Genomic DNA, 23,402 nt, shown 5'->3' with positions numbered 1-23,402 from the left:
GCAATCACTCCTCACCGGATGCTTCATTGGCATCGTTATTGTTTTCTTTCTTTTGATAAAGCTCATGTCTTTGGCTATAAAAACCTAACAAATATTTGCCGCTTAACGACCTATTATTGAAATCCTCCACTTTAAATTTCGAAGCGATTTCATCCATAATCTTCGTAAGATAGGTAGCTTTTGTCCCCAACCGTGCTTGATATGGCTGCAAACTTCTTTGAATAGTCATCCAGGTTCTTTCGGGATGCATGGAAAAAGAGTTCATATAACGGATTGCGTTCGTCGCACGCGTCTCGTCCCCGAGAGCCCGTCTTTCCAGTACATCCGCAACGGCTAATAAGCGGCCAAATAAGTAGTCGCGATCATCGTTTTCCGTATTCAATGCCAAACCAAACTCCTCCTTTCTGGTCTTCAATGTTTTATTGATCAACGCGCATGTAATGCTGAGCGTTTTTTCCCACTCCCACTTTTCCATCGACACCGGATTTGAGGCGCGGTGAAAAGCGCTTTTGACAATATCTTGAGGAATGTTGGCACCGTCGACGATGCATGGCAGCATCCGCTCCATCAAACCTTTGACGATTTTTTCATTCGCTCGCGGTCCGTAAGCGGCAAATGCAATATCTTTGGTTGCCGGGGCTCCATAAAACTGCACAAAATCCCCTTCACGGTTTTTACGGTAGCGATGCAGCCATGCGCAACTTGTATGCCAATCTTTCAGCTTTTCCAAATAGATTTCTTTATCCATGTTCCGGTAATAAAGTACGGCCATGCGCCCCGTTGTCGCCGAATCAAGGACCAGGATATTAATCTTCGGTTTGCTCGACAAGTTGCTTTTGTAACCGTCCATTAATTTGTATACTTCTTGGGCATATTCCCGGTTCGTAAAAGACCTCTTGGCTGCAACTTCAGTTGGTGCAGGACCAATCGCAAACGTATCCTCGGTAGGGTCGGGCACATTAAGATCATCATTTCCCCAAATCAAAAATACCCGTAGATCAATGATTTTCCCTTGGCGATTAATCAACCATTTCAACGCATTATGCGCTTTTTGCGACACCTCGTAACTAATGCTGGCAGCGTCATGGCTTGCATTAAACCGGCCCCGATATGTAAAACCGCTTGAGTCATTGGCCGAAATTAATTTAGCTTTGTCCGCCGCATTCCGGATTTTGTTGGCATGTTTGTCGGTGCTTGGCTGCCTGTTTCCCGTGACAAAGCAAATATCCTCATCGCCGAGCAGGTTTTGATAGTAATCGATCCAGGACTTGTACATCTCCTGATCATCCCATACATCCTTCTCAATATCCCGCGCCCGTACATTAAACCGGACAAAAGCACTCTCCTGCCCTCCCGCAAGTACGGAAAAAATAAACGGCTTTTCGGGATACAGCGACTCATACTTTTTATCCCATTTCTCAATCAGGCGTTTGTCCGTATCCACGAATAAAATGCGTTCTTTGATCAGATCCTGAATCAAGCAGCCTTTTTTGAGATAGTTATAGATACTCCGAACTTTCCAAGTGGCATACGAAGAGTTCGCCCAATCCCCCAACTGCTTGATGTAATGGGCAAAAGATTCCGCTTCATTCCCACTTCCCGCATATGCCGTGAAATCCCCGGCAACATAAACGAGTTTGTCATGCAAGGGATATGGAGAGATGACCTTCCCCGCACGGCTCGCCGATTTTTCCGTACATGGAATTAATGTGCTTGCATCCTTTTTGTCAATTACGGACGCCGAGTGAAATTCACCATTTTCCGAAACGGTGACTTCAATGTGAGCATTTTGGGTGGTGTGGGAAATGGGCAGCAATGTGAATTCCTGGTCATTCGCTCTTGTTTCGATTTCACCAACCAAGTCCAAGTTAGATTCATAGGTCTCATATAAATTCAGCAACCAACTCAAAGAGCTTCACCCCCTTCCATTTGGGCAAAAAGATCGTCAACCGATTCTACATTGTTTTCATCAAAATGCTTCGGCTTCATTTCTGAGATCACTCGAACCTGAGGGCAATCCTCTGGTCGGTCAAATTTAATATAGCCATCCTTCATTTTAGGAATCCATAAACGGACTTCCATCTGATCCCGCCCTGTTTCATCCGGATAATTGATCCCATGCACCATATTGCCGAGATGAATCTCGCCATATCCATCATAAAATCCATCGCCTGAACCAAATTCGCACGGCTCCACATACCCCTGACATTCGCGGGCTCCCAGAAAAATATCTCTGCGGCCCCCCGCTTTGAGAGAACGTTTTAAAATATTATGATGCTTATGTTCATTACGGTCATGTGCTAAATCCGGGCGATTCAGATTGAATTCAAAATGAGCCCGCACCTGATAGCGGACATCTTTTAAATAGGTATAGTTTGCAAGCGTGTTGCCGCCCCCGTATTCAATCGGACGAATGCCTTTAGACTCCATACGAATTGCATTCATGACACGAATCTCATCGACAATCATGATGAGGGTCGGCTTCCAGTAAATGCTTTCAACGATGCCTTTAATCGCTTGGTAAGTTGGCACCTGATAGGATAGCTTTTCCCCGCCCAATTTGGTTAAGGGGTCCGTAAAAAGCGCATAATTTCCATAAACTTCGAATTCGATTGCATTTCTCATAGAATCACCTCCTTTCGCAATTTAATATCTGCCCCCACTTACTTTTAGACGTTGTAATCTTCATTTCTCAATGATGGATGATAAACAACTAAATACATAATCATTAGGGGGAAATGACGGAGAAAAGTTCTGAATATTAATCTCAATCAATTATTAACATCCACGCCATTCCGATCAGCTTCCCCCATGTAAACAGGAAAATCATCGTAATTGTATATCGTTGTCTCACAGCTTCAGCTTGTTTGAAAACATTGTCGAAAAATCAATTGTTTCTAGGGTGTTCCAACTCAGATAAATAGCTAGCTAGGTTTATGATGGAAAGGTCGGGCATGACCAGCATCTCTTTGGCTCCTGAAATTTGAACTAATAACCGTCTCAACTCAGTCAGAATCTCCGTAAGATGTTTGCCGAGCATTTTATATTTTTCGAGGAGCATTCTTAGCTCAATTTCCGCTGTTTTCAACCCTTTGCTAAGCTCAATAGATTGATTCGCCGCTTCAAATAACTGGACTGCTCGTTTGTATCCAACCGCACGTTTTACGTCTTTCTTCCAACGACATAAAATTGCTTTCGGACCTAACATTACAATTTCAGTTGGAGTCGGAAATTCGCTTAGTGTTATTAACGATGCCTTGCCCTCCCAATCTTTAAATACTTGTCCATACTTCGGAAAAAAACAGTCCAACCAATTCTGTATCTGACATCTTACTTGACTAAAATCTCTGATAAGCTTCTTTTGAAGATTTATCAAAGCTCGAAAATCTGAATGTATATTCGATGGCTCAGCGCATTTAACAAACATAATACAAGACTTCCTTATAATTATTCTTGGAGCGAAAAGTTGTCCCAATCTCCTTGCGTTCATTGAGTATGGGACAAATCACATCAGGGACTTCAACTCCCGCTTGCTACAGAAACTAGACCAGAGGAAACAAGTAACAATTCTGTTGGAGCAGATTCCATTTCAAATTTCTTCAATCAACTACATTACAGAAATAACACCTCCAATTATCTTCCTTAGTTTCCATAATAAAACAAAATACTAATTTCGTCTATAATATTATTCATAATAAGAATCATTTACACAAAATGCTATATATGCAATAATTACTTGTCGCTATTTCTTCAACAGCGTGGATTTAAAATTATTTTGAATGATATAAAAACCTATCTTGTTATGAACAGATAGGTTTTTATTCTATATATTTAGTACATACTCAAATCAAACCCGCTGTCGTTCTCCAAATCGAGGCCAAATTCATCGCTATAAGCCCCTTCTTTTAACACCAATACCTTTCCGTCAAGGCAGCTTGCCAGGCCATTGTTTTTATCCAATTGATCCAGCTCATATTTAAACAAGTTGATAGTATATTGCTGTGCTCTTCGCAATAAACGCGTCAGATCCTCAATGTTCCGATCACCGTTTAAGTCCGCTATCAGATCTTTTCCCTCGTCCCCATATGGAACGATCACCGAAGTGGTCAGATCGTCGATGACATGAAAGTGCTCTGCCGCCGTTTTATAACTGTTGGCCAAAAATAATGGAAGCGCCCCCTTGTTATTTTTATAAGCTTGATAATACGAGTTCTCTCTTTTGTCAGCTGCAAGCAGCCTGGTGATGGTAACATCCGTACCTAATTTCGGTAAAGGATACTCCAGCTTCGAATGAAATTTTGAATAAAACTCTGTAAAATACCGCTCCATCGCTTCCAGCGATAAAATATTGCCGCCATGTTGGGTATGATCACGTTTTAAATCGATGAGGATTTTTTTCGAAATCTCTTTGCCTTCCTTGATCTCCCGCAAAAATTTCAGGTTCTCTTCCATATGATCGATCACATAAACCTGCTGTAGCTCGCTTTCCCCATGTCTGTTACATCTCCCCGCAGCCTGCGCAATGGAATCCAGTCCGGCCAAGGAGCGAATCACGCATTTGAAACTGACATCCACCCCGGCCTCAATAAGCTGCGTGCTGACGCAAATGATTTTGTTGCCGCGTTTTAAATGGTCCCGTATTTCTTGCAGCAGCTTATTCCGGTGAGCCGCACATATCGACGTACTGAGATGATAAACAGGTATATGCTCTGCTGCCGTCTTTAAAATCTGGTAAAGCTTTTTCACTACGGATTTTGTATTCAAAATAACCAGAACGCTTTGCGAGTCTTCCATTTTTTCAATAACAAACTCACATAAACTCTCATTGTTAAAAGCTTCATCCGTCGCCCGGTCGATCACTTCCACACGTTTAAAAGCTTCAATAACTTGATCCAAATTGTCTATCATTTCTGCATCCGGGCCCATTTCAAGTTTATGTTCAACAAAATCAAGCGCCGGTTGCGTGGCAGTGCAAAGTACAATGCTGGAGTGCCCATATGCCCGCAAGAAATTAACGGCTTCATTAAATAACGAAACGCATGGAACCGGAACCTTCTGAACCTCGTCGAAAATAATGACGGACTCTGCCAAATTATGCAGTCTGCGAATATTTCTGCTGCCCTTGGCGTAAAACACATTCAGAAATTGCACCATGGTGGTAAAAATAATCGGTGAATCCCAATTGTCTTTTGCTAATTTAAGCTTTTGCTGCATATCGTTCATGTCATCCGAATCTTCATTCTCGTCGCTGTCATCGATCACCACATTGGAATGATGCTCCAGAATATTGGCATCGTCCTTGAGGATTTTGCGTACTTCAGCAGCATTCTGTTCGATGATTGTCGTGTAAGGAACGATATAGATGATATGTTTTTTGCGATAGGTCATGGCGTGTTTTAACGCATTTCTCAAGCTGGCTAACGTTTTTCCTCCGCCAGTAGGAATCGATAATGTATAAACACCTGACGGCTTCCCTGCAAAATCCTCGCATCGTTCGGACATTTTACTCCTTAATTGGTTAATAGCCGACTGTGACTGGCTTTGATCCGCAAATGAATTGAGTTTGAGCATTAACTTTTTATAATAATCTGAAAAAAGCTTGATATGTTCCAGCTCCGGTTCAAACGTTTTGTTCTCCTCAAACAGCCGGGTATTCGTCCGATCCGCATCGATTAATGCGCTAAAAATAAACTTGGTTAAGAACATTAACTTCATTTCAGAGGAAGCAGAAGTTTTTTTGTTCAGATAGGCTCCTAATTCATCCGCTGCCCGATCTACATATTCCCGAAAGTCCGCTTCGCTCATGACATGCTCAAAAAATGTGGGGATAGTCCATTCGTATTCATCAGGAGTAGAATCCCTTACGCGCCGTAAATAGTCGGATTCCAAATCCGGTCTCAAAAAATCTTGAAGATATGAGTGATGAGAAATGATGGCGTTTCCAACAACTTCGGCCAACAGTCCTCGGTGAGTATCTATTTTCCCGGTATGAAACAAATCGTACAATAGCTTGCCGCCTGCAGTGGAGTGATTCACACTTCCACGCGGTGGGGCTGACCCTGGATCATGGACTGCCTTCCATATGTAATCCTTAAACTTGTTCGTATACTTCCCTAAATCATGCAGCAGACCCGCGAGTCCGGCTATATGCTTGACGCCTAATTTTTCCCCAAAAGATTCCGCCAACTTTTTTACTGCTAGAAGATGCTCTTCAACTGTTTGTATTTGATGATCGCTTTCGCGAATATGGGCGATATAATTCATTCCTCCCCCTCCTAAAACAGGATTCTCCCATCTCTACCAGGACCAAATATCTACGACAATTTTCCCTTATTGTTAACGACATTCGACAGGTAATTGAGATATCCTTCCAAAAAATCAATTATTATGGATTCGAATAACCCATATCAGTCATAAAGGACAAGGTTTTGTCAATAATTTCTGATTTAGTGGTCACAAGCAAATTTAAATACCTCAACAATTATCTTAAATCAGCACAAAATAAAAAATCGCCAATTCACAATGAAATTTGCGAAATTGGCGAGTTTACAATGGGGCTGTCAAAGCGGTAGCTATTCGGTTATTTACGCATCCGGTTGGATCGGCTCGTGCATAACGTTTTGCATAACCTTCGCAGTACTTTCAATCCACGCATCCGTGTAGGATGCGACTTGAGAAAACGTCCGCAATGATCGGCATTATGGCCTTTCGATCCATGCATCCGCATAGGATGCGACCACCCGACTCATTTCTAAAAACAACTTGAGTTTTCTTTCAATCCACGCATCCGCATAGGATGCGACCGGCACGTGGTACACCTTTGTATCCGGCGTTACGGTCTTTCAATCCACGCATCCGCATAGGATGCGACGATATTAACGATCCATCCTTACTACTGGTAAGACTTTCAATCCACGCATCCGCATAGGATGCGACGTGCCATCTCTGCCCTTGCTTTCGGATCGGCCATCCGGACTTTCAATCCACGCATCCGCATAGGATGCGACTTCGCTTATCTGGGAGATATATGCTATACAGGGCTTTCAATCCACGCATCCGCATAGGATGCGACGGTTCGCTTTGGTTTGGTGTTCTGCTTGTATTCATCTTTCAATCCACGCATCCGCATAGGATGCGACCAAGTCGGTCCAGTAGCAGGCATTCCCCGAGTAGCTTTCAATCCACGCATCCGCATAGGATGCGACCGATACGGGATACGCTGGCAATCCTGATTATTATCACTTTCAATCCACGCATCCGCATAGGATGCGACTTGCGGGCCAGGAATAAAAAATAAATTCAATGCCTTTCAATCCACGCATCCGCATAGGATGCGACTCTGCTGGTGACGGTCAAAAAGATGCGTTATTGAACTTTCAATCCACGCATCCGCATAGGATGCGACTTACACTGCTTGGCATTACAGCAGATGCGGATGCTTTCAATCCACGCATCCGCATAGGATGCGACTTACACTGCTTGGCATTACAGCAGATGCGGATGCTTTCAATCCACGCATCCGCATAGGATGCGACGGAATCTCCAGTTGCCATCAAATGCGCGTTTGAGCTTTCAATCCACGCATCCGCATAGGATGCGACGTTTGCTCCTGTTTCAGAAAACGCGTTATTTAGCTTTCAATCCACGCATCCGCATAGGATGCGACTCCGATTTTCAAGCCAAAATGGCTGCAAAAACCGTCTTTATACCTCATAATCACCACTTGCTTTTACTTTTAATCCCATTTATGTATAAAGATCAAGATATTCTTGGTGCGAATCCCCCAGGAAAATCATGTGCACTTCACATTCGCACCTAAATAAGCTACTCTTTGCACGTGCTCATTATTTCTACCTGATACTTACAATGATTCGGCAGGCAAAATCATTTTCCTTCCAGCCCCCTGACAAGAATGTGTTTTATCGATATGCGTAATATCGGCGTTACCGGAATTGCGTCGCCCAACGGTAACGTGCTGGCCGCTATTAGTCCGATCGGACCAAGCGAGCGAATGGAACAGCATGTGGAGCGTTGGCTTGCCCTGCTGCTTCAGATGCCCCAGGAAATGTCGCGCCTGAACGGATTCCTATAACTGCATAGCCACGAACGTAAGAGAGTCCAATCCTTTATAGAAGGTCCATTTCCTCTACAGAAAACCCATTTTGGAAAAATTAACCTGGGAGGAATGATATTTTTCGAAGCTGAAAGCTTTTTGAAAAAAGGCTGCCTCGGAAGCATGTACTAACGCTTCTACGTTCGCTTAGGTTTCTCTAACGAAACTACAGAATGCTATTGCTTCAAAAACAAAAACAAATGAAATCTAACGAAACGACAGATCGTTATTTTGGATAAAATCAGACTTGCAAGTACTTATTTAGCTTAATAACGATACCCTGTTTCGTTAAAATTTCAAAAGGCCTTTTTTGTTGCAAATAGCAATATCACGTTTCGTTAGAGAGGAATATTGGTTCAACTTATATAGAAGCCGGAACAAGGGGACTCAGTTCCCGGGTTCCGGCTTCTCATTAATGGCGGGAAAAGCCAATCTTCATGAACTCTCCGCTTACATCTAAATAACATCCACTCGACGGCCCCCCCTCTTTTTTGTATTGTGGCGTGTTACGTTGTCCTTGGTGAACTTTTTTTCTACTAAAAAGCAGGATACCGCATACCTTTTGTCAAAAATTACTAGTCAAAAGAAAAATGGGCGGCGCTTGGATTCTAACGGACATAATGGACGCTTAGATGCATCATTTCGCTCATGGCGCAAGTCTAACGGACATATTTGCAGCTTAGAGCGCCGGAATCGGCCTTTTGACCAAGTTTTTCGCTTCTAAGATGCAGGATGTCCGTTACAAATTGGGATCGGCCTTTTTCAGCCTCTTAGCGTCTCTGGTGTCCGTTATAAGCTTTAGTGGACGATGCGGTGTCGTTAGCGTCGTCCAAAAGTCACCAGTCTCTGGTGTCCGTTACAGCTTTTGTGGATGATGGGCGGGTCCCGGAGAGATTCTTTAAAGCCGCTTATTGGATTTTTGCAAAATCCTTATATTTATAAGAAATGAACGATCTACCTCCAAACTCAAACAAGCCATTCATCTATGCTCCGCTTTTTCAAACCAAGCAAGCATTTTTATTATCATTCTCGAGGGGGACTCCTATGGCTAGTAAAATCAATTCCAAAATGATCAGGAAATGGTTAAACGACTCTTCTCAGCCGACGATCAGAGAGGATATTCACAAATACCAAAACCTTGTTAACAGGGAAGACCCCCTCCCCCTGCAGCTGCCTGAAATACGCGGTTTGCTAAAAGAAATGAATGATAAAGGCAAGCAGGAAATGGCTTCTAACCTTGATATCACCTTTTTTCATAACCAGCGCAAGAAATTCCCGCATCTCTTGTTCCAAAAAGAGATCAACCAGTTTATTTTACAAGCTGCAAAAGATAACAACCGAAAGCGTCAGTTCATCTCCGCCCTCATTTACGAAGTCGCTAACCTGATCGAAAACGAAGACGAAAGCACATGGGATACCTTTATACGTGAGCTTGAACCGCTATCCAACCGTTGCGGCCTGTATCATACGTATTGGGCCTTATACTTCCATCCCGCGCGCGAACCTCTGCATGATTCGTGGCACAGCCAAATTGAACTTTTCAAGACAAGACTCGCTCAAATCGACGCACCCAACATCGAAGCCTCGGCCGTTAAAGAAGAGCTCCCCGTCCCTTCCGATCTGAACACGGCAAGAGAACAGAAGCTGAAAAATAAAATCGATAACCTCGCCGCCAAACTTCAAGAAGCCGAACGCACCAAACAGTCGCTGCGCAAAGAACTGGATCACAAAACCAAACTGTTGATGCAGCAGCAGCTCAAACTGGAGCAAGCGGCGCTAAAGGAGCAACAGCTTGAACTAAAAATGCAGCAGGACAGAGAACAATGGCAAGAATCCCGAAACAGGCAAAAAAAGCATGAACTATTCTGGAAACAACTGCAAACCAACTGGGAAGAAGAAAAAAACGCGCTGCTCGAACAATTGCAAGATGCAGGCAAGGCGCTCAGCAAGTCGGAAAAATTAGTGATACAAAAAGACAAGGAACTCTCTGCCCTTAAACGGGAAATCCGTGAAATGGGGCACCGCTCCCAGGATTCCAAAGAATCGGCTTCCCACTTGCTCTCCGGGTTATACGAAAATATGGACGAGATCAACCGCAAGCTGAAGAACTCTCCTCATAAAAGCGAGCTGCGCGCACAGTTAAAAAAGATTCTCGATCTGATGGACTTGCTTGAGGATTATCTGGATCAGGACGAGCCCGAATCGGCGGTAGAACAGCCTGAAGCACCACCTGCGGAAACCACTCAGATGATGGAGGCAGAACAAAATAAGCCGGATGAGGATGAGGTGCAAACCTTTAACGGCATATTTTACCGGCGCGATCATGGAGGATATATCAGCCTGGAAAACGGCGAGGTATTCAATATTACCGAATCGATGGTATATCAACATGATTTGCAACACGAAGCGGAAGTATTATGCAGGCCAAAACCCAAAGATGGGACGGTTTATTACGACATTGAGGTTTTGTTTCAAGGCGACGACACATACAGCCCGGTCCGGCAGTTTAAAGGGTATGTTCTGCTGGGAGCGTATCATGTATGGTATTGCGTGGACATGAATCATCCCGACCAACGTTACCCCATCCATTATAAAGACATCGAAATTCAAAAGCCCGTCGACGGCGCGCCCTGCACCTTTAATATTGCCGAAAACAGCCGCGTTGCCCGCCTGGTTCGCCTGTATCCGGTTAATGGTCCCGTACCTGCGGAAACCAAAACGGGCGCCTCCACCCCAAGCACAGCTATAACTGACTATGGCCCCAAAAAAGAAAAACCGGAACCGTTCCTGGAAGGATGCAAAATTGTGATCATCGGCGGCCAGCGGAAATGGTTCGAGTCCGTGGTCGTAGAAACCGGAGCTGAACTGATCCATGAAAATGGCACAAGTCCTGAAAGAGTATATCCGGATTTGAAATCCTCCCAGGCTTTGTTTCTCCTGCTGACAGCCACCTCCCACCGGGCATCATGGGGCACCATTGAAGTGGCCAAGCAGTACCAAATTCCATATTTCGTGATTCAGGGTTCCAAGTCGAACCTGCGCAAGCTGTTGTGGGACAACCGCCAGCAGATCAAACAAGGGATATAGGTTTTGCAAAGCGCTAGTTTCAATCTGGCTGAATGCACAAAAAGCGCCCGGACAGGGCGCTTCGTGTTTTAAACTAAATTCATGAGGTTGTGAAGGTATGGGACTCCCCTGCGCTTCTAAGATCTGCTTTACCCCTAGCTGCAGTTGAGCTGCAGCCAGGGGCTTTCCTTATGCCATGCAAACCAAATCTCAGATTATAAACGGAAAATCCGGTATATCAGGACAGCCGTCTCCGCTCGGGTGGCATGGCTGTGCGGATGGATCAAACCGTTGCTGCCCTGAATCAGGCCTTGCGAAATCAAGCCCGCAACGCTGGTCGCGGCGTAGTCCGCCACTTTCGCTGCATCTTGGTATCCGGCAAGATCCTCCTTCTTCCCTTGGATTCCTTTCCCTGACGCCTCCAACGCTCTGGCCGTCATGACCATCATATCCTGCCGGGTGATCTCCGCTTTCGGTTCAAAACGCTCGCCGCTGATTCCGGTAACGATACCCAATTTTTTGGCAATACCTACCGCCTCATAGTAATAATCGTTTGGCTTCACATCCGCAAAACCGCCTGCTGCGTCAGCCTGCAAATCCAAAGCTCTGACGAGCATCAGAACAAAATCGGCTCGGGTCACTTGATCGGCAGGGCTGAATGTTTTCGGGGAAGTCCCTTTTACGATTCCTTTTGCAGCCAATTCCCCGATCGCCTGCTGAGCCCACGGGTAGTTGCCGAGATCCTCAAAAGGCTGACTCGCAGGGGTACTAGACTCCATTCCCGTATTGATGACCGCATAAGTTCCTGTATGCCCAGTCCGGAATTGCACGAACTGATCGGCTTTGTTATACGCAGCCTGCGGCACCGCTTTTGCTTGGCCTTGTTCGCTTATATCAAGTACGCCGATTCGCGCAGCCTCTTCATTCGCGCCGGACGAATAAGGGATCTTTACAGTAACAGGAGCGAGTTCATTCGCCCAGCGGATCGCCTTTCCATCCATTTCTGCCAGAATTTCAATGACCGGCCGAGGACCGATTTGCTCTTTCACCTTTTTTTCCACGCCTTCGGCCTTAGCCTCAGCGATGATGAAACGGAAGTTCTTCCCTTTGGCCTCCATCTCTTGCAGCATATGTCCAGGCAAAATTGCCGCTGCCTTAGGCGTTCTCACTTCAATGATCCATTCAGGATGAGCGGATAGATACGATACAGGAAGATCAAGGGCATATTTCTTCGCCTCTTTGCGTTCTTTAAGCTCAATAATCGCTTTCTTTTTACCCTCTTGGCCCGCTTTCGCCTTCGCGAACCCTTTCTGCAAATCCTGCTCGCCAACCGCACCTGCCGCAGTTGTTCCATCTTGCTCAAGCTTGGTTTCGATCACCGCCTTGACGGAACCGTCCGCTTGCAATTGAAGCAAGTCGGAATCGCTTGGTGCTGTCGGATTGCCGCCTGCCCCGCTGCCGTTTCCGCCGCTTCCTCCGTTGCCGCCGCCAACTCCGCCGTTATCGCCGCCTCCGCCAGGGCTGCCGTCTTTATACTCAAAAGTAATCTTCTCCGGCTCACTCAGGCGTTCTGTGCCGACATATGCCGTATAAGTGCCTTTCAGCGAACTTGAAAGCGTAAATGCAAAACTGAATTTCCCGTTCTCCGCGCTTTTGGTTTGATCCACATAATCGATTTCGCCTCCGGGATCAAGCACTTTCAGCGTTACATTCACGGCAGAACTACCTACAACCATCCCTTCGATGGATACTTTTTTCGTCGTTTTGTCCATTGCCGCTTTCATTCCTTTGATCGCAACCGCTTCCTCGGCTCCCGCGCTTAACGGCAGCATCAAGAACAAGGCGAACAACGCTGCTATCATAAATCCGGCATGTTTTTTCATCTCACCATCTCCCTTTTATTGAACAACCAGTTCATTGGATAAAAGCTTGAACGGTTTCGCTTCGGGACTGCTTCCGTCCCGGACGAATATTTTGACCCGATGCCCCTGGATTCGGTCTGGAAGTTTGAAGCCTGCCTTCACGACTTCCGCTGTTCCTGCTCCGATCGTTTTCGGTATACTCGAAACGTTAACGATGTCTCCCGCTTGGTCGTACAAAGCGGCCATGATCAATACGGTATCCGCATAGGCGCCGTTGTTTTTCACGGTGATGTCCGCATGCAAGACTTTTCCCGCTTCCAGTTTACTTAGATTAAAAGAAGAAGCCACGGTAAATGGATTGTCGCCGGTTAACCGGCCTGACAACTCGATGACGGTCTCTTGGCCGCGATCCGGAATTTTCACATAGGTGATCAATGAATTACGATCCGTAAACCAGCCGGATTCCGCCTTTTCCAATTCATTCAGCGATGTGTATTCTTGAAGAATTATGCCATCTTGACGTACGGTCATGTCATTCCTAACCGTTTGATGAAACTGCAGCATATAACTTCGTGGATCCGGCTCGAATCTGCCTTTCCCCTGCTGCCTTGCATTAATTTTAAACGTATTTGTCGCGCCGTCCGCTCCCGGATGTACCGTATTTTCAAACTTCGTGGTGCTGTACCGGCCCTGTTCGTACCCCAAGCTTTCGCCGTCATCCTCGTATAAAACAAATGAAGAAGTGCCGCCGGCCCGCTGCGGATAAACATCCATCGTCATGACATCGATTTTCTTCTCGCCGACATACTGCATGGCGGGAGTCATCGGAATAATGGCGCCCGCTTTAACGAATACCGGAAGTTTATCGAGCGGCGCCGGGTAACGGAGCGTCCGGTTCCCTTCGTATACAGTTTTTCCGTCGGAATAGTCATACCAGTCTCCTGCGGGGAGATAGACGTCTTTCATCGTGCCGTTATCCGTGACGGGCGCCACAAGAAAACTTTGACCGTTCATGAATTGGGAGTCCATGTTATACGTGGCGCTGTCGTCCGGATATTCCAGCATCATCGCCCGCATCAGCGGCAGGCCGGTTCCTCCGCTGCCATACTCTCCTTCCATGCCCGTCCCGATGACGCTGTCCGCCATATAAGAATAGAAATACGGAATCAGGCGCTGGCGCTGCAAAATGTATTTTCTCGCGACGTCTTCGGCCCCATTTTCCCAGGCCTCCTGAGGATTTCCCCACTTCGCGTAGTGGAACCTGTGCACAGGCATAAAGGACGCCAATTCAATCCAGCGTTTGAACTGATCCGGTGTAGGATTGCCCGAAAATCCGCCGATATCAAAACCCCACATGTTAAATCCGGACAGGGAAATTCCGGTTCCGAGTCCGATCTGCTGCCCCATGCTTTCCCAACCGGATTCGATATCGCCCGACCATGGAGCGGCATATCTCTGAGAACCCGTAAAGAAAGAACGGGTCAGTATAAAAGGTCTTTTTTGCGTATATCCCTTATACCAATCAAACATGGACTTTTGGTGCATGATCGCGTAGGCATTATGCATTTCGCCGATATCGCCTTCCTCTTTGCCTTCCCCGTTCCAAAAACGCCAATCCGCATTGTATCTCGCCGGCTCATTCATATCGGTCCAGAAAGCATTAACCCCCAGGTCTGCCAAATGATTGTGCAAATCCCCCCACCACTTGCGCGCTTCGGGGTTAAAGAAGTCGATGACTCCAGACTCATCTCCCCAAGGCCAATTAACATTTTTCGTTTTGCCGCTCGAGTCCCGGATAAAATAACCTTTGTCATCCGCAATGCCATAATCCTTCGCGGATACCGTTATATTCGGGTCATCGATGAACGACACTTTCATGCCGAGATCACGCAATTTCCTGAACATTCCGGCAGGGTCGGGAAAGTTGTCGCTGTTCCACTCGGAAGGGGCACAATATTTGGCATACCATTCGATATCCGAATACATCACGTCCAGTGGAATTTGCCGCTGCCTGTATTCCTTGGCCACCCGCTCAATATCCGCTTGCGTGTATCCCCAATGGCTCTGCATGTTGCCGAACGCCCACATCGGTGGCATAAAATGTTTTCCCGTCAAATCGGTAAGTTTTTGAACCATCTGTTTCGGGGTCGGACCGTAAATGAAATAGTATAACAATTCTCCCCCGGCGGCCGGGTCCAGGGAACTGAACGAATACGTGCCGGGTTCGCTTTTCCCCATGTCAAAGCATGTTCTGCTCGTATTGTCAAAATAGATCGAATACCCCTTCGAGCTCATAAAATGCGGGTTCGCGCCGTACCATCTTCCTTCGCCGACCGCCGGAGCCATTGCATCCCAGCTCGCGCCTCCCAAATCGACGCCCCATTCATAAATCTTTTGGCCGCTGCGGTCAAAAGATTCGGTTTTCTCTCCCAAACCCCAGAAATGTTCGCCGCTTTGGACTTCATTCCAGACGCCCACCTCGCCTTTTCCGTTCCACCCCATGCTTTTGCCTTCCTTGCTTTTGCTCAGAAGATTGCCTTGCAGGTCGTAATATTCCAGACGGAAAGGTGCTTTGAATACTTTTATCAGCAATTTGGAAGTACGTACTTCGTAGTAGTCTCCCTTCTCATCGAGAGTAAGGCTGCCGCCCAGATCGTCATTCACGATCGCGACCGATTCATATTTTCTGTCGAATTCACCAGCAGGTTCGGCCCAAACCTTAACGATTTCCGGCGATACCGCTTTGATCCTCACCTTCGCGGGCGAAGCGTCAAAAACAAGCGTGTTGTCCCCTTCCCGCTCAAAGGACACGATATCGCCAATGTAATGAAAACGTGTTGTGGATACCGATGTGGATGGGCCGTTAATGGTCCACTCACCCGCCTGATTACCCGCTTCTACGCTGAAATGATAAGTATTGCCTGCCGCTAGGCCAGATACCTCGTACGATGTTGCGTCCCCTTTTACTGAAGCAATTTCGACGTTATCCTGATAGATTCGATATTCCGACACTCCATTCGGATCTTCGGCAGCATTCCAGGATAATACGGCACTATTTTCGGTTATGTCCGTGGCTTTCAGAGCACTGCCTTCCGGCCAGACGGGAGCGTTCTCGCTTGCAGACGCCCATAATCCCGCTGCCGCCAGCGATACATTGCCCCAATCATGGTATTTGCCCTCAACGGTTCCTTTGACGATTAACGACTGTTTAGCTCCGCTGCCTTTGAATGATAGGGAATAAACCTTGCGTACGGCTGAATCGTTCACAGTATCATAATTGTCTACAAATACGGGAACGCTGTTGTCGCTGAAAAATGCCTCGATTTTCCCCTTGGAAGCCCAGGCGCCCGCATACACCTTCAACTTCATTTCCCGCGTTGAGGTTGGAACGGTGATCTGCCAGCCTCCGTTTATGTCGCGGACAAATGTGCCGTATCTTTCGTTGTCGCCCTTTGCCACCGGCTTGCCGTCATTCCAGGTAAACTTGGCGATGTAGTCGGTAAATTTGTTCATTCCGCCATTAAACACGTTAAACCTGATTTTCTCTCCGCCGATGTTTTTTCTGGCCTTGATTCCCTTTTCTTCGTCTCCCAGACGGATCCAATCAATGTTTCCCTCATCTGTCAGGTTGACGAGAATTTCTTGATCCAGAATGTCAGACTGGACATTCATATAGCTGTTTTCTTCGGGGGCTGCTGAAACGTCTTTCCTTGGGAGTTCGCTTGGAGCTTCTTCCTTCGGAGGTTCATTTGGAACTTCCGCCTTCGGGAGTTCGCTTGGAGCTTCTTCCTTCAGAGGTTCATTTGGAACTTCCGCCGTCGGAAGTTCGCTTGGAACTTCTTCCTTTGGAAGTTCATTTGGAACTTCCGCCTTGGGGTGTTCACTTGGAGCTTCGGAAGGGGTTTCCGTTACGGCTCCATCCCCCTCGTTTACCGCTGCTTCCGGAATTTCTGCCGCTAGGGCGGCTCCTGTTGCTGCACCCGCGAAAGCTTGTTGGCTAACCGGAACCAGAGTAGTGAATAACAATAAGACAATACAGATCCAGGTCATGATCGATTTACGAAACCTGGTGAAACGGAACATATAACCCCTCCTCTACGATGGTTCATGGTTTCGACACGTAACATCTTTACGAATCTATTTATTAATGCCAATATCCGTAAGCGGCTGCATCGTCGTTGCGTTCAGGTTATCTCCCTCCCAGACCATCACTTTGGCTGTATGGCCGTTCAGTTTCTTCGGCAGCCGGATTCCGGGGATGAATCGTTCTTCGCTTCCTCCGCCAATCGTTCGCGAAACGTAAGAGATGCCTTCCATTTTGCCCTGTCCGTCATACAGGGCCATCATGACCAGGATTCGCTGTGAATGCTTCTGCCGGTTCGCAATCTTAACCTCTGCGGTAAGCAGCTTGCCCGGCTCCAATGATTCCATGTTCCATGCGGTAGAAAACGCCAGTGGCTCCTCAGGCTGCGAATCATCCAAGGCCGTAATTCGATCCGCATAGACGCGGGCTTCCGGATTCATCACGCCAAAACACATGAACACCAGAGCGATCAAGCATATCCATGCCGCTGCTTTACCCCTTTGTAAACTGAACATAAATACCCTCCTGTCACGATTTCGTCCAACCCATGCCCGGGGTCCAATTCCCGCAAGGGATCCGTTTGATATTCCCGTGGCAGTATGCGGTCAAAAACGAGCGCAGCATTAGCCGATGAATCACACCTTGCGAAACAGGGATGCGGGAAGGCACAGCGCCTTCCGGAAAGACGCTACGCTTTACCTTTACTTCAGAATGACTTCGCTTGACAATGGCTTCATCGGCGAGTTTTCGATCTTTTCGCCTCTCCATACAAACACTTTCACCTGATGCCCTTGAATACGGTTTGGAAGCTTGAATCCAGCCGCTAATTTTTCGGTTGCGCCCACATCGATTTTTTTCGAATAGCTTGAAAGATCCACCATCCTCTGATCCTGATCATAAAGAGCGGCAATCACCAATACGTTTTCAGCCAGTGAACTGTTATTTTTCACGATGACGCTGGCTTGCAGCGTTCTGTCTGGTTCCAACTTATCCATATTAAAGGCAGGCGCAACTATAAATTGATTCTGTTCGTATGCGACGAAAATGTTCGCTGTGGCTTTTTTATCCGTTCCGGCAACGGTACCTTCTACCGTAAAGGTTCCCGGTTTCTCATATCGTTTCGGATCGATCTTGGGCCATTCCACTGCTAATTCTTCCGTTCTTCCATCTGCGTACGATGCCGTCACTTTATCCGGAAGGTCCGGTTTCTTACCGGGGGAAGTAAGCACTTCGATTGGCTTAATGGCCTCCACTTCCGCTGGATGATCAGGTTTTGTCTGCACGGATGCGGAAGGTCCGGTCAAGCTCCAATCTCCCGAGGCGTTTCCTGCTTCGACTCTAAAGGTATAAGTAACGCCGGCTACCAATTCGGAAACTTTATAACTTTTAACATCGCTTCCAACCGTGCCGATCCATTGATTGTCCTGATAGATTTTATATTTGGTTGTCGAATTGTCGGCGCCGCTCCATGTTAATACGGCACTGCTGCTCGTAATGTCCGAAGCCGTTAATACGCTGCCTTCCGGCCATTTTGGCGCATTTTCGCTCACCGAGTTTGACATGACGGCTGCCGCAAGCGTCACGTTGCCGCTCGGGTGGTATTGCCCTTCCACTTTCCCCTTGATAATCAGGGATTGGTTTGACTCCCCGCCGTTGAACCTGAAGGTATATACTTTATGAATGCTGTTTTCGCCTTTGTTATCGTAGTGATCCGTATACACCGGCGTACTGCTGTCGCCGAATAATGCTTCGATTCTTCCCTTCGATGCCCAACCCCCTGTATACACTTTGACAGTCGTTTCATGTTGGCCGGGCGGAACCGTTATTTGCCACCCGCTGTAAAGATCCGCCATATAGATGCCGTAACGTTCGTTATCTCCCGCCGCCGTCGGATTCCCGTCATTCCATGTAAATCTTCCTTTGTAGTCGTACATTTGATGAACGGCCTGCGTGTTGAACGGTTGGAACTGAAGAAGCGGTTGACCGATATTTTTTCTGGACTTGATCGTCTTATCCCCGCCAAAGCGAATCCAGTCCGCCTTGCCTTCTTGCGATAAATCAACCGAAATTTCACGATCCAGCACTTCGGCATCCGCATCGAAGCTTATGAGTTGGCCGCTGATCGTAATGATGGTTTTGCCTGTTACATTCGAATCGTCTTGCGCAGCAGCCCTGACTTCAACCCTGCCGTTGGCTTTCGCGGTCAGCAATCCGCTCGCATCGATCCATGCCTTGCTCGGATCTGACACCGACCACGTCACCGCTTTATTGGTAGCGCCCTCCGGCTTTACGGAGGCTGTCATTTGCAGCGTTCCATTCTTTTTCGTAATTGCCGTTGCCTGGTCTTTGCCTGTCACGACGATTTCCTTTACAGGCACTGCTCCCGTTTGACCGCTGATCGTAATAGTCTTCCGCCCGCTCACGCCCGAGCCGTCCCTGGCAGCGGCTATGACGTCAACATTGCCGTCGGCTTTCGCCGTCAGCAATCCGTTCGCATCGATCGACGCCTTGCCCGGATCCGACACCGACCAAGCTACCGATTTGTAGTCCGCATTCTGCGGCATAACGCTGGCAACCATTTGCAAGGTTCCCTTGTCCGTCGCGATCTTGGCGGCTCCGTCTTTTCCGGTTACCGTGATCTCTTCCACTTTCAGGGCAACTTTGGTCACAAACCCCGCCTGAACCCAATCCGCATGATCGTATTCCGGTGCACCATCGTCGTCTACAATCAGAGTTAACTGCTGTGAACCATATGGAATGTCCACATCAAAATACCAATAGTCGTTTTTATGGACTGCCGGCGACTCCGACAATAACGTACCATCCGCGTACACTTTAAAAATCATGCTCGCATATTTGCCAGGCATGGATTCCGAAATTTCATCATCCGCTCCTGCAATTGCAACAAAACGTCTTGCTTCAGGAGGAATATTGTAAACGATCTTCGAGTTTGCATGCGTTCCGATGCCCTTCGGATACGTTGTCCCGCCTACGCGCAGCGAATTGCCGTCCGAAGATTTGTTCTTTTGCACTTGTCCCCATTCGGTCTCGGCACTCACCCAATTCAAATCAGACAAATGCACATCCGGAAGCCGCGGTTTATCAAGAACAGTAAAACTCCGCTCGGCCGCAACCCCCGTGTCGGCTCCTTCCACAAACAAACGCGCTTTAACGATAACGCTTTCATAAAGGGCGAAAGGTTCGGTGTACAGCATGGCGTTTTGATCCGGCTCACTACCGTCCAAGGTGTAGCGAATTTCATGATCCGCATCGATGTCGTCGGTTTTCAGGGTAACTTTATCCCCTTTATGCAAAAAGCTTTGGCTGCCTTCATTGGTAATCGCCAGTTTCGGCACTCTTTTATTGAATCTGGCACTGACTTCCGATCCCGCTCCTTCGCCTGCAACGATTTTGGCCCGTATTACGGCAGATTCATCCAGAGCGATAAAATCTTTATACAACGGGGAATTTTGCGTCGGTTCACTGCCGTCTAATGTATATCGCACCTCCGCACCGGGATCCGCGACAGTCAGATATACTTTCTGCTTGGCGGCGAAACCTCCGCCATAAGGCTTCATGTCCAGCTTGGACAGCTTCGCCACAAACCCGCCGCCTGCATTCAACTTCACATTAAAACGGTCTTGCTTCGAAGCGGATTTCTCCGCCATATCATAGGCCGCTTGTTCGCCAGGTTTATCGCCGTAAATGGATGCTTGATACATGCCTTCTCCCAGGAAAGACAAGTTTACATCCATATCACGGGCCGTATTGTTATTCAGAACAGCAACATACCAAGTCGTCCCTTGCCGTCTTGCAAAGGCGGACACTTCCCCGATTTTGCTGCCTGGAAGCACGATCGTCTCATCCCAGACCGAAGGAATGCTTTTGATGAACTCGACCGCAGGATTTTTGAGTATCGTCTCCGGATGTTCAGCGAACACCAGCTGGGATGAAGTAAACGTGATCGTGGTAGCCAATTGATGGCTCCATGTCGTATCCCCTAACCGGCCCGTAAAATGCATAGGCGTATAATCCGCATGCCCTGCAAGAAACCGCGTAAACGGAAGGGTCGTATTATGCTCCGCCCAAGGGTTCCAATTCTCCAATCCATAAATGCCTTCCCTTGAAACCTCATGCGGATACGTACGCGATAGACCGGTCGGCTTATTGGCGCCGTGGAAATTAATCATCAATTTATATTCGGCTGCATCCTCCAATGTATCGCGGTAAAAATTCACCTGGTTCACGCTTTCCCCGTCGATGAAGTCAATTTTCACTCCAACGACGCCGATCTCTTTTAATTTTCTGAAAAATTCCCGCCGCGCCTCCCGGTTGTATATGCCTGGAATGCCATAACGGTCAGGAGCCGCTTTCCATACCCATGTCTTGACGTTCCGCTCTTTTCCGTAATCCACGACCTCTTTCAGCAAATCCCAGCAATCCCGGTTGCCGCTGATCCAATGGCTCCATCCTTCATCAACCAGGTTGGAGTCAATGCCCAATTGAGACGCGAAATCGATATACTGCTTCATATTTTCAACGGTAACCCCGCCGCCTCCGAGCCATGACCACGTCGATTTCCCGGGTTGGATCCAATCGGCGTTCGCCAGCTCCGGCGATGGGGCGGGAGCGGTATTATGAACGATGTCATTGTTCACAAGCCCGTTCAAATCAGCATTCATCATGACAATTCTCCAGGGTGATTCAATCGTTCCCGTTTGCTGCCATGCCCCGTTGTCATACAGGAAATTCGCTTTGAACACCCCGTTGCCCGCAGCTAACAGCGACATCCCGCTATAATCCACCAAGTTGCCTTCCGTAATCGCCGCGTAACCTTTGCCTTCAGGCAGCTGAATCGTTAACGGCGGACCAATCCGGGTGCTTGGCGGTACCGATTCTGCCGGACTCTTCGTGAATCTGCCTTCATAATTCATCGTATTTTGCTGGTACCATACCGTACTTCCCGCTGGGAGCTTGAAATTGGTCTTTTCACCCGAGATGGTGTGCGTTCCTTCTCCCGGCATCACATAACGGAAGGCGATTCCTTCATCAAATGCTTTGATCTCCAAGGTGTACTGAATGCCGCTTTTGATATGCGTAATCGGAATCTTCACCAGGTTGTGGCGGTCCTCCGCTTGGGCATGCCCTCCATTCCACGGATAGGTTTCATTGTGGGTTTCCGCCCTCTCGGGTTCTCCTAACTTGACTCCATAACCCAAATCGACATTATCGTAATAGACGCCCAAATTCGATTCCTCGATGACATCTTGGCCCGAATACTTAACGGCGTAAACTAACTGTCCGGAAGCATTAAAATAAACCGAAGCGGTTACCGCCCCCGTCGGACTTTCGATTGGAACAGGGTCTCCTTCCGTGTCCACAGGATTATAAAACCCCGCATTAACCCAATCCGCATGGTCAAATTCATTGGAACCCATATCATCGACAATCAAATTCAGATGTTGTGCGCCTTCGGGAATAGCTACGTCAAAATACCAGTATCCGTTAGCATGCAAGACCGGTGATTCCGACAAAAGCGTCTCATCCGCGTATACCCGAAAAGTCATGCTCGCGCGCTTATTGGGAAGAAATTCGTTGATCTCATTATCCACCCCCACAACCGAAACGAATCTCGTATACCCAGCGGGAATGTGGTACACAATTTTGGACGAAGCATGTGTCCCGATCCCCTTGCTGTACTCTTGACCCCCTACAGAGAGCGTGTTTCCCTCAACCGATTTGTTCTTCTGTACTTCCTTCCAGCCGGATTCCGCGCTGATCCACTCCATATCGGAGAGATGCACGTCAGGAAGCGGCGGCAGCGGAGGCAGCTCGAGTGCGAGTGGTTCTGCCGTTTCTTCCTGCCCGCTTGCAGGCTCCCCTTCCTGTGCGCTCACAGGCGGTGCGGAAACGCCAAACAACGAAAACAACATGACCCATATCAAAAGTAAAGCCGTTCCTTTTTGCCATGTTTTTTTCGTTAGGGCGATCCTCCCCTTTCCACGATTCATGCAAAAAAACCTCCTTATACATCGATTTAAAAAGGCGCCATATTCCGCTGGGAGTTTCAAGAATTGTCTGGCTCCCGAGCGTACATCTATCATAGGAGAGAAATATGCTGCCAGATACAGAGGATCTTTACATCAGTCCGAGGATTTTTACAGTTTTGTAAACGCTTTAAAAAAATAATTGCAATCGTTGCGGATCAAAAAAAGCAAAAGCATAGGTAATTAGTTATATATTTTTGCACTTTTACGCATTAACTTGTTAATATTCG

Annotated in this window: 10 protein-coding genes and 1 CRISPR repeat array; of the genes, 2 read left to right on the top strand and 8 right to left on the bottom strand. The window is 47.4% G+C overall.

All coding sequences use genetic code 11. From position 1 onward, the window contains the following. Positions 1 to 4 precede the first annotated feature (4 nt). The 4 genes from cas8c to cas3 form a co-directional block, all read right to left on the bottom strand. Positions 5 to 1,909: a type I-C CRISPR-associated protein Cas8c/Csd1 gene (cas8c, locus tag L6442_RS05615; RefSeq protein WP_212977717.1), complete on the bottom strand. Its 1,905-nt coding sequence runs from the start codon at positions 1,907 to 1,909 to the stop codon at positions 5 to 7. Next, complete coding sequence (gene cas5c / locus L6442_RS05610; RefSeq protein ID WP_212977718.1) at positions 1,906 to 2,625, bottom strand: type I-C CRISPR-associated protein Cas5c; 720 nt, start codon at positions 2,623 to 2,625, stop codon at positions 1,906 to 1,908. The genes cas8c and cas5c overlap by 4 nt, the downstream gene beginning before the upstream one ends. A 262-nt stretch (positions 2,626 to 2,887) precedes the next feature. Then, positions 2,888 to 3,427, bottom strand: coding sequence for a hypothetical protein (locus L6442_RS05605; protein ID WP_212977719.1), 540 nt, complete (start codon positions 3,425 to 3,427; stop codon positions 2,888 to 2,890). Positions 3,428 to 3,831: 404 nt separating this feature from the next. Beyond that, on the bottom strand, positions 3,832 to 6,264 hold the full coding sequence (gene cas3, locus L6442_RS05600) for a CRISPR-associated helicase Cas3' (protein WP_212977720.1): 2,433 nt from the start codon (positions 6,262 to 6,264) through the stop codon (positions 3,832 to 3,834). A gap of 375 nt (positions 6,265 to 6,639) precedes the next feature. Then, positions 6,640 to 7,666: a CRISPR direct-repeat array (repeat unit 32 nt; unit sequence CTTTCAATCCACGCATCCGCATAGGATGCGAC). Between the two features lie 261 nt (positions 7,667 to 7,927). On the opposite strand from cas3, the gene L6442_RS05595 reads away from it, so the two are divergent. Continuing rightward, complete coding sequence (locus tag L6442_RS05595; protein ID WP_237100234.1) at positions 7,928 to 8,092, top strand: hypothetical protein; 165 nt, start codon at positions 7,928 to 7,930, stop codon at positions 8,090 to 8,092. A 1,065-nt stretch (positions 8,093 to 9,157) separates the two neighbouring features. Continuing rightward, complete coding sequence (locus L6442_RS05590; protein ID WP_212977721.1) at positions 9,158 to 11,200, top strand: coiled-coil domain-containing protein; 2,043 nt, start codon at positions 9,158 to 9,160, stop codon at positions 11,198 to 11,200. A gap of 194 nt (positions 11,201 to 11,394) precedes the next feature. Here L6442_RS05590 and L6442_RS05585 read toward each other — a convergent pair whose 3' ends face one another. The 4 genes from L6442_RS05585 to L6442_RS05570 form a co-directional block, all read right to left on the bottom strand. Further along, on the bottom strand, positions 11,395 to 13,062 hold the full coding sequence (locus tag L6442_RS05585; protein ID WP_212977722.1) for an S-layer homology domain-containing protein: 1,668 nt from the start codon (positions 13,060 to 13,062) through the stop codon (positions 11,395 to 11,397). A 15-nt stretch (positions 13,063 to 13,077) separates the two neighbouring features. Further along, entirely contained in the window at positions 13,078 to 17,124 is a 4,047-nt protein-coding gene (locus tag L6442_RS05580; RefSeq protein ID WP_212977723.1) for a TIM-barrel domain-containing protein, read from the bottom strand. 54 nt (positions 17,125 to 17,178) lie between these two features. Then, positions 17,179 to 17,640, bottom strand: a complete 462-nt coding sequence (locus tag L6442_RS05575; protein WP_212977724.1) for a hypothetical protein — start codon at positions 17,638 to 17,640, stop codon at positions 17,179 to 17,181. A gap of 186 nt (positions 17,641 to 17,826) precedes the next feature. After that, on the bottom strand, positions 17,827 to 23,136 hold the full coding sequence (locus tag L6442_RS05570) for an NPCBM/NEW2 domain-containing protein (RefSeq protein WP_212977725.1): 5,310 nt from the start codon (positions 23,134 to 23,136) through the stop codon (positions 17,827 to 17,829). Positions 23,137 to 23,402: the final 266 nt, after the last annotated feature.

The organism is Paenibacillus azoreducens (assembly GCF_021654775.1).
GTDB lineage: Bacteria > Bacillota > Bacilli > Paenibacillales > Paenibacillaceae > Paenibacillus_AQ > Paenibacillus_AQ azoreducens.
Note: the sequence above shows the minus strand (reverse complement) of the source record. Positions and strands in the feature narration are given on the sequence as shown.